Origin of the sequence: Burkholderia sp. Ac-20392 (genome assembly GCF_017104585.1) — a bacterium.
Taxonomy (GTDB): Bacteria; Pseudomonadota; Gammaproteobacteria; order Burkholderiales; family Burkholderiaceae; genus Burkholderia; species Burkholderia lata.
In genome coordinates this window covers 1-12,759 of the sequence record NZ_JAAGPB010000240.1, presented here as the reverse complement: position 1 = coordinate 12,759, position 12,759 = coordinate 1, and the positions used below count along the sequence as shown (strand labels likewise).

12 protein-coding genes are annotated in these 12,759 nt (G+C 66.9%); 9 read left to right on the top strand and 3 right to left on the bottom strand.

The window, feature by feature from the left end; translation table 11 throughout:
• Positions 1-222 (bottom strand): hypothetical protein (locus G3N99_RS23720; protein WP_206123605.1); only part of this gene is annotated, 222 nt, incomplete at its 3' end.
• A 94-nt stretch (positions 223-316) separates the two neighbouring features.
• On the opposite strand from G3N99_RS23720, the gene leuS reads away from it, so the two are divergent.
• The 5 genes from leuS (at position 317) to G3N99_RS23695 (ending at position 6,469) form a co-directional block, all read left to right on the top strand.
• On the top strand, positions 317-2,911 hold the full coding sequence (leuS, locus tag G3N99_RS23715) for a leucine--tRNA ligase (RefSeq protein WP_174939148.1): 2,595 nt from the start codon (positions 317-319) through the stop codon (positions 2,909-2,911).
• 38 nt (positions 2,912-2,949) lie between these two features.
• Positions 2,950-3,504 carry an LPS assembly lipoprotein LptE gene (lptE, locus tag G3N99_RS23710; protein ID WP_174939150.1) on the top strand — a complete coding sequence of 185 codons (555 nt, stop codon included), beginning with the start codon at positions 2,950-2,952 and terminating at the stop codon, positions 3,502-3,504.
• Between the two features lie 18 nt (positions 3,505-3,522).
• Complete coding sequence (gene holA, locus G3N99_RS23705) at positions 3,523-4,617, top strand: DNA polymerase III subunit delta (protein WP_206123604.1); 1,095 nt, start codon at positions 3,523-3,525, stop codon at positions 4,615-4,617.
• 138 nt (positions 4,618-4,755) lie between these two features.
• Positions 4,756-6,027, top strand: a complete 1,272-nt coding sequence (locus tag G3N99_RS23700; protein ID WP_174939154.1) for a glutamate-5-semialdehyde dehydrogenase — start codon at positions 4,756-4,758, stop codon at positions 6,025-6,027.
• Between the two features lie 19 nt (positions 6,028-6,046).
• Positions 6,047-6,469: a CopD family protein gene (locus G3N99_RS23695; protein ID WP_011350935.1), complete on the top strand. Its 423-nt coding sequence runs from the start codon at positions 6,047-6,049 to the stop codon at positions 6,467-6,469.
• 105 nt (positions 6,470-6,574) lie between these two features.
• On the opposite strand, the gene G3N99_RS23690 is transcribed toward G3N99_RS23695, so the two are convergent.
• On the bottom strand, positions 6,575-7,423 hold the full coding sequence (locus G3N99_RS23690) for a MurR/RpiR family transcriptional regulator (protein ID WP_011350936.1): 849 nt from the start codon (positions 7,421-7,423) through the stop codon (positions 6,575-6,577).
• Between the two features lie 282 nt (positions 7,424-7,705).
• Here G3N99_RS23690 and edd point away from each other — a divergent pair, with 282 nt between their 5' ends.
• The 4 genes from edd to G3N99_RS23670 all read left to right on the top strand — a co-directional run bounded on the left by edd (position 7,706) and on the right by G3N99_RS23670 (position 12,307).
• Positions 7,706-9,562, top strand: coding sequence for a phosphogluconate dehydratase (edd, locus tag G3N99_RS23685; RefSeq protein WP_174939156.1), 1,857 nt, complete (start codon positions 7,706-7,708; stop codon positions 9,560-9,562).
• A 19-nt stretch (positions 9,563-9,581) separates the two neighbouring features.
• Positions 9,582-10,208: a bifunctional 4-hydroxy-2-oxoglutarate aldolase/2-dehydro-3-deoxy-phosphogluconate aldolase gene (gene eda, locus G3N99_RS23680; protein ID WP_011350938.1), complete on the top strand. Its 627-nt coding sequence runs from the start codon at positions 9,582-9,584 to the stop codon at positions 10,206-10,208.
• A 220-nt stretch (positions 10,209-10,428) separates the two neighbouring features.
• Positions 10,429-11,790, top strand: a complete 1,362-nt coding sequence (locus G3N99_RS23675) for a GntP family permease (protein ID WP_174939158.1) — start codon at positions 10,429-10,431, stop codon at positions 11,788-11,790.
• A 13-nt stretch (positions 11,791-11,803) separates the two neighbouring features.
• Positions 11,804-12,307: a gluconokinase gene (locus G3N99_RS23670; RefSeq protein ID WP_046544931.1), complete on the top strand. Its 504-nt coding sequence runs from the start codon at positions 11,804-11,806 to the stop codon at positions 12,305-12,307.
• A 74-nt stretch (positions 12,308-12,381) separates the two neighbouring features.
• On the opposite strand, the gene G3N99_RS23665 is transcribed toward G3N99_RS23670, so the two are convergent.
• On the bottom strand, positions 12,382-12,759 hold a 378-nt coding region (locus G3N99_RS23665; RefSeq protein WP_206123603.1), incomplete at its 5' end, for a TetR/AcrR family transcriptional regulator C-terminal domain-containing protein.

The window sequence follows — 12,759 nt, the reverse complement described above, 5'->3', positions numbered from 1 at the left end:
CCTGCCGTGCCGGCCACCCGCTGAGCGGATCCGGCGGGCTTGTCCCGGCCGCGGGATCGGGCCGCACGCCGCAAGACCGGTCGAATGGGCCGGCGCGGGCGGTATAATCAACGTTTTTCCCGGTTGGCAGGCTTTATTCAGGTAACCCGGAATTTTCCAGGCTACCCGGGCATGCTGCGGGTTACCCGGAAAATGCCCGGAAACCGCGAACAGGTCCGGCAACAGCGAACCTGCAGGTCCGCCGGGCAAGCACGATTTTCGATCCACTCCTGCGCGCGCGCCGTCGCGCCGCTTAAAGCCTAGTCCGAACCACACCATGCACGAGAGATACGTACCCGCCGACGTCGAAGCCGCCGCCCAGGGCGACTGGCGCGCAGCCGATGCCTACAAGACGAAGGAAGATTCGCAGAAGCCGAAGTTCTACTGCGTGTCGATGCTGCCGTACCCGTCCGGCAAGCTGCACATGGGTCACGTGCGCAACTACACGATCAACGACGTGATGTACCGTTATCTGCGGATGAACGGCTACAACACGCTGATGCCGATGGGCTGGGATGCGTTCGGGATGCCGGCCGAGAACGCCGCGATGGCGAACGGCGTGCCGCCGGCGAAGTGGACCTACGACAACATCGACTACATGAAGGGCCAGATGCAGTCGATGGGCCTCGCGATCGACTGGTCGCGCGAAATCGCGACGTGCAAGCCCGACTACTACAAGTGGAACCAGTGGCTGTTCCTGAAGATGCTCGAGAAGGGCATCGCGTACAAGAAGACGGGCACCGTGAACTGGGACCCGGTCGACCAGACCGTGCTCGCGAACGAGCAGGTGATCGACGGCCGCGGCTGGCGGTCGGGCGCGCTCGTCGAGAAGCGCGAGATCCCGATGTACTACCTGCGCATCACGCAGTACGCGGATGAGCTGCTGAACGACCTCGACGGCCTCGGCTGGCCCGAGCGCGTGAAGATCATGCAGCAGAACTGGATCGGCAAGAGCTTCGGCGTGAACTTCGGCTTCCCGTACGAACTCGACGGCGAGAAGAAGCTGCTGCGCGTGTTCACGACGCGCGCCGATACGATCATGGGCGTTACCTTCTGCGCGATCGCGGCCGAGCATCCGCTCGCCACGCGCCTCGCGCAGGACAAGCCGGAGCTGCTCGCGTTCATCGACGAATGCAAGCGCGGCGGCGTCGCCGAGGCCGACGTTGCGACGATGGAGAAGAAGGGCGTCGCGACGGGCTTCTCGGTCGCGCACCCGCTGACCGGCGAGCCGGTCGAGGTGTGGATCGGCAACTACGTGCTGATGAGCTATGGCGAAGGCGCGGTGATGGGCGTGCCGGGCCACGACGAGCGCGATTTCGCGTTCGCGAAGAAATACGACCTGCCGATCAAGCAGGTGATCTCGGCCGAAGGCCAGGAGTACTCGCTCGACGCATGGCAGGAGTGGTACGGCGACAAGGAAACCGCCGTCTGCGTGAACAGCGGCAAGTACGACGGCCTGCACTACGCGGAAGCTGTCGACGCGGTCGCGGCCGACCTGAACGCCGGCGGCTTCGGCGACAAGCAGGTCACGTGGCGCCTGCGCGACTGGGGCGTGTCGCGCCAGCGCTACTGGGGCACGCCGATCCCGATCATCCACTGCCCGTCGTGCGGCGACGTGCCGGTGCCCGAGCAGGATCTGCCCGTCGTGCTGCCGGAAGACCTCGTGCCGGACGGCTCGGGCAACCCGCTCGCGAAGTCGGAAGCGTTCCTGAACTGCGCGTGCCCGAAGTGCGGCGCGGCCGCGAAGCGCGAAACCGACACGATGGACACGTTCGTCGATTCGTCGTGGTACTTCTCGCGCTACACCGCGCCGGACGCCGAGACGATGGTCGACGCGCGCACCGATTACTGGATGCCGATGGATCAGTACATCGGCGGCATCGAGCACGCGATCCTGCACCTGCTGTATTCGCGTTTCTGGACCAAGGTGATGCGCGACCTCGGCCTCGTGAAGTTCGGCGAGCCGGCGAAGAACCTGCTCACGCAGGGCATGGTGCTGAACGAGACGTTCTACCGCGAGGATGCATCGGGCAAGAAGACCTGGTACAACCCGCTCGACGTGACGGTCACGCACGACGACAAGGGCCGCCCGGTCGGCGCGACGCTGAACACGGACGGCCAGCCGGTCGTGCTCGGCGGCATCGAGAAAATGTCGAAGTCGAAGAACAACGGCGTCGATCCGCAGCTGTTGATCGACCAGTACGGCGCCGATACCGCGCGCCTGTTCACGATGTTCGCCGCACCGCCCGAGCAGCAGCTCGAGTGGTCGGGCGCGGGCGTCGAAGGCGCGAGCCGCTTCCTGCGCCGCGTGTGGAGCTTCGGTGCGGCGAACCGCGAAGCGCTTGCCGCGCGCGCGGGCTTCGATGCGGCCACGCTCGGCGAAGCCGACAAGGCGCTGCGCCGCGAGATCTACAGCGTGCTGAAGCAGGCCGATTTCGACTACCAGCGCCTGCAGTACAACACGGTCGTGTCGGCTGCGATGAAGATGCTGAACGCGATCGACGGCGCGAAGGGCGCGACGCCCGGCGTGCTGCGTGAAACGTACGGCGTGCTGCTGCGCGTGCTGTACCCGGTCGTGCCGCACGTCACGTTCGAGCTGTGGAAGGCGCTGGGCTACGCGGACGAATTCGGCCCGCTGCTCGACGCACCGTGGCCGAAGGTCGACGAGGCCGCGCTCGAGCAGGCCGAGATCGAACTCGTGCTGCAGGTGAACGGCAAGGTGCGCGGCGCGCTGAAGGTGGCGAAGGACGCGAGCCGCGAGGCGATCGAAGCCGCGGCAGTGGCCGACGACGCGTTCGCGAAGTTCAGCGACGGCAAGCCGGCGAAGAAGATCGTCGTCGTGCCGGGCCGCCTCGTGAACATCGTCGTCTGACGGCCGCTGGCCGTCGGACGTACCCAGAAGGAGCGAAGGTGATCCGCAGATCGTTTTTGATGCTTGCTGTCGGCAGCGCGGTTGCGCTGTCGGCATGCGGCTTCCAGTTGCGCGGCCAGCAGGACTACGCGTTCAAGCACCTGCTGATCGCCGGCGCGCCGGCGCCGGTCGAGGCGCGCCTCGTGCGCCTCGTCGAGGCCGGCAGCGACACGAAGATCGTCAAGTCGGCGGACGACGCCGATGCCGTGCTGCGCATGTGGGAGTCGCGTGGCCAGAACACGCTGACGCTCAACAAGTACGGCTCGGCGCAGGAATACGCGCTGTTCTACACGCTGAACTACACGTTGACGAGCAAGGACGGCACCGTGCTGATCCCGCCGAGCGCGATCGCGCTGAACCGCGCGATGACGTACAGCGATCAGTACACGAACGCGAAGGCGCAGGAAGCCGACCTCCTGTACGCCGACATGCAGAGCGACGCAGTCGACCAGCTGATGCGGCGTCTCGCGATCGTCCATTCGCTGACGCCGGCGCCGGAAGACGTGGTGCCGGGCGTCGCACCGCGCGCGCCGTTGCCGCCGCCGCCGCTCTGATCGACGGCGCACGTATCGATGCAACTGCGACTTGATGCGCTGGAGCCGCACCTCGCGAAGGGGGTGGCCGGGCTCTATACCGTCTACGGCGACGAGCCGCTGCTCGCGCAGGAAGCGTGCGACCGCATTCGTGCGGCCGCGCGCGCGGCCGGCTTCACCGAGCGTTCGGTGCATACGGTCGAGCGCGGCTTCGACTGGAGCGTGCTGCTCGGCGCAACCCAGGCGATGTCGCTGTTCGGCGAGCGCCAGCTGATCGAACTGCGCATTCCGTCGGGCAAGCCCGGCAAGGAAGGCGCCGATGCGCTGAAGACGCTCGCGGCCACGCCGAACCCCGACGCGCTGATGCTCGTCACGTTGCCGCGTCTCGACGCGGCCACGCAGAAATCCGCGTGGTTCACCGCGCTGCAGAACGGCGGCGTCGCGCTGAAGATCGATCCGGTCGATCGCGCGCAGCTGCCGAACTGGATCGGCCAGCGTCTCGCGATGCAGGGCCAGCGCGCCGCGCCCGGCGAGGACGGGCGGCGCGCGCTGCAGTTCATCGCCGAGCGCGTCGAAGGCAACCTGCTTGCCGCACACCAGGAAATCCAGAAGCTCGGGCTGCTGTATCCGCAAGGCGCACTGTCGTTCGAGCAGGTGCACGACGCGGTGCTGAACGTCGCGCGTTACGACGTCTTCAAGCTGAACGAGGCAATGCTCGCCGGCGACGCCGCGCGGCTCGCGCGGATGATCGACGGGCTGAAGGGCGAGGGCGAGGCGATCGTGCTCGTGATGTGGGCGGTCGTCGAGGAATTGCGCACGCTGCTGCGGATCAAGCGCGGCACGACGGCCGGCAAGCCGCTCGCGACGCTGCTGCGCGAAAACCGCGTGTGGGGGCCGCGCGAGCGGCTGATCGGCCCCGCGTTGAATCGCGTGTCCGAAGCCGTGCTCGAGAAGGCGCTCGCGTTTGCCGCGAAGCTCGACCGTCAGGTCAAGGGGCTCACGGCCGTCGCGCCGGGTCGCCGCACGCAGGACGAACCGCCACCCGATCCGTGGGACGGGCTGTTCCAGCTCGCGATGACGGTGGCCGGCGCCCGCGGCGAGCGACCGCCGACCGCGGGGCGCGTGCGACGCTAAGTCCCGTTCGGGCCTTCAGCGCGCGCTGCGCAACCCGCTTACAATGTTTCGATAGCTGGCGCGGCTCTGCGGCCGCCGCCACTCACGCTTCCCCACGAATTCATGCCGCCCCGCGCGGCGCGCTTCTCGAGTCACACGATGGATATCGATCAGTACATGACCGACCTGGGCCGTCGCGCCCGGCAGGCTTCCCGCGCGATGGCGCGCGCCAGCACGGCCGCGAAGAACGCGGCGCTCGACGCCGTGGCGCGCGCGATCGAACGCGACGCGCAGGTGCTGAAGGACGCGAATGCGCGCGATGTCGCCCGCGCCCGTGAAAAGGGGCTCGATGCGGCGTTCGTCGATCGCCTGACGCTGTCGGACAAGGCGCTGAATACGATGGTCGAGGGCTTGCGCCAGGTGGCGTCGCTGGCCGATCCGATCGGCGAGATCAGCAACCTCAAGTACCGCCCGAGCGGCATCCAGGTCGGCCAGATGCGTGTGCCGCTCGGCGTGATCGGCATCATCTACGAATCGCGCCCGAACGTGACGATCGACGCGGCGGCGCTGTGCCTGAAGTCGGGCAATGCGACGATCCTGCGCGGCGGCTCCGAAGCGCTCGAATCGAACGCGGCGCTTGCGAAGCTGATCGGCGAAGGGCTCGAAGCAGCCGGCCTGCCGCAGGATGCGGTGCAGGTCGTCGCGACGGCCGATCGCGCGGCGGTCGGCAAGCTGATCACGATGACCGAATACGTCGACGTGATCGTGCCGCGCGGCGGCAAGAGCCTGATCGAGCGCCTGATCAACGAGGCGCGCGTACCGATGATCAAGCACCTCGACGGCATCTGCCACGTGTACGTCGACGATCGCGCCGATCTCGCCAAGGCGCTGACCGTCTGCGACAACGCGAAGACGCACCGCTACGGCACCTGCAACACGATGGAGACGCTGCTCGTTTCGAGCGGTGTCGCGGCGAAGCTGCTGCCGCCGCTCGGCAAGCTATATCGCGACAAGCAGGTCGAACTGCGCGTCGATGCGGCCGCGCGCGCGGTGCTCGCCGATGCGGGCGTCGGCCCGCTCGTCGAGGCGACCGAGGAAGACTGGCACACCGAGTATCTCGCGCCGGTGCTCGCGATCAAGGTCGTCGACGGCCTCGACGCCGCGATCGAGCACATCAACCATTACGGCTCGCACCACACGGACGCGATCGTCACCGAGGATCACGACCGTGCGATGCGGTTCCTGCGCGAGGTCGATTCGGCAAGCGTGATGGTCAATGCATCGACACGCTTCGCGGACGGCTTCGAATTCGGCCTCGGCGCGGAAATCGGCATCTCGAACGACAAGCTGCACGCACGCGGCCCCGTCGGCCTGGAAGGGCTGACGTCGCTGAAGTACGTCGTGCTCGGACACGGCGAAGGCCGCCAGTAAACAGCGAGGCACACAACCGATGGCGATGCTCTGGGTCAAGACGTTCCATATCGTTCTGATCGCCGCGTGGTTTGCAGGGTTGTTCTACCTGCCGCGCATCTACGTGAACCTGGCCATGGAAACCGATCCGGCCGCCGTGCGACGCCTGCTGCTGATGGCACGCAAGCTGTTCCGCTTCATGACAATGATCGCGGTGCCGGCGCTGGCCTGCGGGCTGTGGCTCTGGCTGTCGATCGGCATCGGGCAGGGGCAGGGCTGGATCCACGCGAAGGTGACGGTCGTGTTGCTGCTCATCGTCTATCACGCGTATTGCGGGCACCTGCTGCGGGTGTTCGAGCGCGGCGAGAACCGTCGCACCGACAAGTGGTATCGCGTGTTCAACGAGCTGCCGGTGCTCGGCATGCTCGCGGCAGTCGCGCTGGTCGTGATCAAGCCGTTCTGAGCGACATGGCCGGCGAGGTTGCCGGCGTCGCCTGATGCACAACGGCGCCCCGTGGGGCGCCGTTTGTCGCTTACGCGCAGACGCCGCGGCCGGCGCGGTGCAGTTTCAATCCTTCGCGCCGTCGTCGATCCGGCGGCGCGTGATCGCCTCCTTCGCGCGGCCGACCCGTTCCATCAGCGCGGGGCCGCGCGACAGCGCGACGCCGACCGCGAGGATGTCGCCGATTGCGAGATGCGACATCCGCGACGTCATCGGCGAGAACACGTCCGTTTCCTCCGCAACGTTCGACGCGAGACTCACCGTCGCGAGCTTCGCGAGCGGCGAATGGCTCTGCGTGATCGCGACGACCTTCGCGCCGCACGCGAGCGCGGAGCGGGCGGCATCGACGATGTCGCGCGTGCGGCCGGTGTTCGAGATCGCGACGACGACGTCGTGCGGCCCGAGCAGCGCCGACGACATCGAGAACGTGTGCGGATCCGAATACGCGACGCTCGGCACGCCGAGCCGGAAGAACTTGTGCTGGATGTCCTGCGCGGCGATGCCCGAGCCGCCGGCGCCGTAGAACTCGATCCGCGATGCGTTCGACAGCAGCGCGATCGCATCGGCGACGCTGCCCGCGGACAGGCTGTTGCGCACCTCGATCAGTGCGCCGATCGTGCGGTCGAACACCTTGCCGATGATGCCGGGCGCCGGCTCGTCGGGCTCGACGTCGCGATAGACCGACGACACACCCGGCGCGACGCTCTGCGCGAGCCGGATCTTGAACTCGCGAAAGCCGCTGCAGCCGAGCGCCTGGCAGAAGCGCGCGATCGTCGGCTGGCTGACGCCCGCGCGCGTCGACAGCTCGGTCATCGCGAGGTCGAGCACCTCGCGCGGCGCGGCGAGGATGTAGTCGGCGAGCTTGCGCTCGGACGGGCGCAACTCGGCGCGGATCGCTTCAATGCGGGGCAGCATGGGACGGCAGGCAGAAATCGGGTTCGGATGAGCGAGTGTATCGCAATCGAATTGTAGAAAATCTACATAAAAATACTAGTCGTGGCGTGATGTTTTCAATGAGGTGATCTAGGGTTTTCACTAGGTACCGCCTTACTGGTAGCGGGAATAAGGGTTGCGGGTCGCCTAATCCGCATTGCATGCGTGTAGTTTTTCTACTAGACTGACTTCGTTCTGTCGACGCGTTCGACCGTCCCCACGATTCCAACCGCCGGTGTCGGCCGGCATACAGGAGCGCCCAGCATGACGTCGCTGCACCCCACTCTGGCGAAGGTCACCGAACGCGTGATCGCCCGCAGCCAATCGACCCGTTCCGCCTATCTGCAGCGCATCGACGGCGCGCAGGGCAAGTTCCCGGCACGCGGCGCGCTGTCGTGCGCGAACCTCGCGCACGGCTTCGCCGGCCTCGAGGGCAACGACAAATTCTCGATCAAGGCGATCCGCGAGCCGAACATCGGCATCGTGTCCTCGTACAACGAGATGCTGTCCGCGCATGCGCCGTACAAGGATTTCCCCGAGATCATCAAGGCGGCCGCCCGCGAGAACGGCGGTGTCGCGCAGTTCGCGGGCGGCGTGCCGGCGATGTGCGACGGCGTCACGCAGGGCAACCCGGGGATGGAACTGTCGCTGTTCTCCCGCGAGGCGATCGCGATGGGTACGGCGATCGCGCTCACGCACAACATGTTCGACGCGGCGCTCTGCCTCGGCATCTGCGACAAGATCGTGCCGGGCCTGCTGATCGGCGCGCTGCAGTTCGGCCACCTGCCGACGATCTTCGTGCCGGCCGGCCCGATGACGAGCGGCCTGTCGAACGACGACAAGGCGAAGATCCGCCAGCAGTTCGCGACCGGCCAGGTCGGCCGCGACGCGCTGCTCGAAGCCGAATCGGCCGCCTATCACGGCCACGGCACCTGCACGTTCTACGGCACCGCGAACAGCAACCAGATGCTGATGGAGCTGATGGGGCTGCACCTGCCGGGCTCGGCATTCGTTCATCCGCACACGCCGCTGCGCACCGCGCTGACGGCCGAGGCCGCGCGCCGCGTGCTCGACCTGACCGTCGAGCGCGGCCACTACACGCCGATCGGCCACGTGATCGACGAGAAGGCGATCGTCAACGGGATCGTCGCACTGCTCGCCACGGGCGGCTCGACCAACCACACGCTGCACCTCGTCGCGATCGCGCGCGCGGCCGGCATCCTGATCGACTGGAACGACTTCGACGAACTGTCGGCCGTCGTGCCGCTGCTCGCGAAGATCTACCCGAACGGCAAGGCCGACGTGAACCACTTCCACGCGGCGGGCGGCGTGGCCTTCCTGGTACGCAACCTGCTCGAAGGCGGGCTGCTGCACGAGGACGTGACGACGGTCGCCGGCCGTGGCCTGTCGCACTACACGAAGGAGCCGAAGCTGATCGACGGCAAGCTCGTGTGGGTCGACGGCACGGCCGAGAGCCACGACACGAAGGTGCTGCGCGGCATCCGCGACCCGTTCCAGCCGGACGGTGGCCTGCGCCTGATGCAGGGCCGCCTCGGCCGCGGCGTGATCAAGATTTCGGCGGTCGCGCCCGAGCACCGCAAGGTGACGGCGCCCGCGATCGTGTTCGATTCGCAGGAAGCCGTGCAGGAAGCATTCGATCGCGGCGAGCTGAAGCGCGACTTCGTCGCGGTCGTGCGCTTCCAGGGCGCGCGCGCGAACGGGATGCCCGAGCTGCACCGTTTGACGCCGCTGCTCGGCGTGCTGCAGGATCAGGGCTTCCACGTCGCACTCGTCACCGACGGCCGCATGTCGGGCGCGTCGGGCAAGGTGCCGGCCGTGATCCACGTATCGCCGGAGGCGCTGCTGGCCGGCCCGCTCGGCAAGGTGAAGACGGGCGATACGCTCGTGATCGACGCGGAAGCCGGCGTGCTCGACATCGAGGTCGACGCCGCCGAGTGGCAGGCGCGCCCGGTCGCGCAGCCGCTGCACCAGGCCGAGAACGAGGTCGGTTTCGGGCGTGAACTGTTCGGCGTGTTCCGCGCGGCTGCCGCGCCGGCCGAGCAGGGCGCATCGGTTTTCGGCGCGTTGGTCGGCGAAACGGCCGCCCACGTCGCCGCATGAATTTCAAGGAGCCAATTCAATGAAGACGATTGCTGAAATCGTGAAGCTGGGCCCGGTCATCCCGGTGCTCGCATTCGACTCGGTCGAGCAGGGCGAACACGTGTCGCGCGCGTTGCACGCGGGCGGCGTGAAGGTGCTCGAGATCACGCTGCGCACGCCGGCCGGCCTGGAAGCGATCCAGCGCGCCAGCCAGCTCGCGGACGACATCGTCGTCGGCGTCGGCACGATCACGAAGCCCGAGCATTGCGAGCAGGCGAAGCGCGCGGGTGCGAAGTTCGGCGTGTCGCCGGGCCTGACGAAGGAACTGCACCTCGCGTCGCTCGACGCGGGCCTGCCGCTGCTGCCGGGCGTGATGACGCCGAGCGACATCATCCAGGCGCTCGAATTCGGCTATGAGATCGTGAAGTTCTTCCCTGCGCAGCAGGCGGGCGGCGTGCCGATGCTGCAGGCGTTCCACGGCCCGTTCCCGGCGCTGAAGTTCTGCCCGACCGGCGGCATCACCGTCGAAACCGCACCGAACTTCCTGAAACTGCCGAACGTCGTGTGCGTCGGCGGCTCCTGGCTCACGCCGAAAGCCGCGCTCGCCGCGCAGGACTGGGCCGAAGTCACGCGTCTCGCGCAAGCCGCGAGCCAGCTCCCCCGTTAAGACTTGTACGGAATGACGGTTTGACCCTCGGAAATCAGGCGCTTAGTGCTTGTTTTACCGAGGGTTTTTGCTGATGGAACCGGTTCTATCCGTGGGCCGTAAAGATAAGTAAAATTCAGCGTCCTGACGGGGTGGGTACCCCCCGTGTTCCGGAGACCTGCATAGCCGGGCATACTCGCAACAACTCGCCCGGTTCGAACAATTCTAGGAGGAGTGCCACATGGGGGCTGTCCAAGGCAGCATGCTGCTCGTATTCACGCTGATCGCGATCGCCGCGCTGATCCTGATGATCGCGCGCTACAAGATCTACCCGTTCCTGGTGCTGATCATCGTTTCGCTCGGCCTCGGCCTTGTCGTCGGCATGCCGATGGACAAGATCGTCAAGTCGTTCGAGACAGGCACTGGCGGCACGCTCGGCCACATCGCGATCGTCGTCGGCCTCGGCACGATGCTCGGCAAGATGATGGCCGAATCGGGCGGCGCCGAACGGATCGCGACCACGCTGATCGACTGGTTCGGTGAAAAGAACATCCACTGGGCGATGATGTTCGTCGCGATCATCGTCGGCCTGCCGGTGTTCTTCGAAGTCGGCTTCGTGCTGCTGATCCCGATCGCGTTCAACGTCGCGAAGCGCACCGGCAAGTCGCTGCTCGTCGTCGGCCTGCCGATGGTGGCCGGCCTGTCGGTCGTGCACGGCCTGATCCCGCCGCACCCGGCCGCGCTGCTGGCGGTTCAGCAATACGGCGCCGATATCGGCAAGACGATCGCGTTCGGCCTGATCGTCGGCGTGCCGACCGCGATCATCGCGGGCCCGCTGTTTGCGCTGACGATCTCGAAGTTCGTGAAGCTGCCGGAAAACAACCCGCTCGCCGCTCAGTTCGTCGACACGCACACGGATGGCCGCAAGCGTGAACTGCCGAGCTTCGGCATCACGCTGTTCACGATCCTGCTGCCCGTCGTGCTGATGCTCGTCGGCAGCTGGGCCGACCTGCTGTTCACGCCGAAGTCGCTGCCGAACAACCTGCTGCGCTTCGCCGGCAACTCGGACGTCGCGCTGCTGATCGCCGTGCTCGTGAGCTTCTTCACGTTCGGCAAGCTGCAGGGCTTCAACCGCGACCAGATCCAGAAGTTCTGCGGCGAGTGCCTGGCGCCGATCGCCGGCATCACGCTGATCGTCGGCGCGGGCGGCGGCTTCGGCGGCGTCCTGCGCGACAGCGGGATTTCGCAGCAGATCGTCGAAACCGCGAAGCACGCGCACCTGTCGCCGCTGCTGCTCGGCTGGTTCGTCGCCGCGCTGATGCGTCTCGCGACGGGTTCGGCGACGGTCGCGATGACGACGGCCTGCGGCATCGTCGCGCCGATCGCGGCGGCGGCCGGCACGACGGTCAGCCCGGAACTGCTGGTGCTCGCCACGGGCTCGGGCTCGCTGATCTTCTCGCACGTGAACGACGGCGGCTTCTGGCTGATCAAGGAATACTTCGGGATGACGGTCGGTCAGACGTTCAAGACCTGGTCGTTGCTCGAAACCATCATCTCGGTGCTTGGTCTTAGCTTCACGCTGCTGCTGAGCCTGGTTCTGTAACAAGGGGTAGTCAATGATTCTGATCGCAATGGGCGTGTCGGGCGCGGGCAAGTCGCTAATCGGCGAAATGCTGGCGGAACGCCTGTCGTGCAGCTATACCGATGGCGACGCGTTTCACAGCGCGGCGAACAAGGAAAAGATGCACAACGGCATTCCGCTGACCGACGACGACCGCTGGCCGTGGCTGCGCACGATTCGCGCGGCCATCGAGGAAAAGCAGCGCGCCGGCGAGACGGCCGTGTTCACGTGCTCGTCGCTGAAGCGGTCGTACCGCGACGTGCTGCGCGGCACCGACACCGACGTGCGGTTCGTGTATCTGAAGGGTTCGTTCGAGATGTTGCACGAGCGCCTGAAGAGTCGCACTGGCCATTTCTTCGATCCGTCGCTGCTGAAGAGCCAGCTCGATACGCTCGAGGAGCCGGGCCCGGACGAAGCGATCGAGGTCAGCATCGAGCTGACGCCCGAACAGATCGTCGATCAGGTCATGCTGAAGATCGGCATCGCGCAGCAGCACTGAGCGCGGTTCGCGGTAATCGTCATGAAAAAGGCGCCCCTCGGGGCGCCTTTTTTCGTTCGTGGCTTGCAGGCCGGTCAGGCCGCGTGTGCCTGCTGCGCGATGCCGTCGAGCAGCACGTCGAGCATCGTGTCGTGCACGGCTGCCGGATCGAGCTGCGCATAGAGCGGGGCGGCCGCCTTGACGAGCGGATGCGCGGCGTCCGACAGCGCTGCCATTTCAGCGAGCTCGATGTCGTTCGCGGCGCGCGTGAGGCCGCCGGCTTCGGCCGCGGCCAGCCCGATCACGCTCGCATACCAGCCGACGCACACCGACGGCAGTGCCGCGCGCGGGATACCGGCGTCGGCGAGCGCGCGATGCACGGCCTCGATGTGCGCGAGATCGGCCGGCCCGGTACTCATGTGCCGCTGCAGCAGCGCGAACGCGGCCGGGTAGCGCAGTGCGAGCGCGCGGTA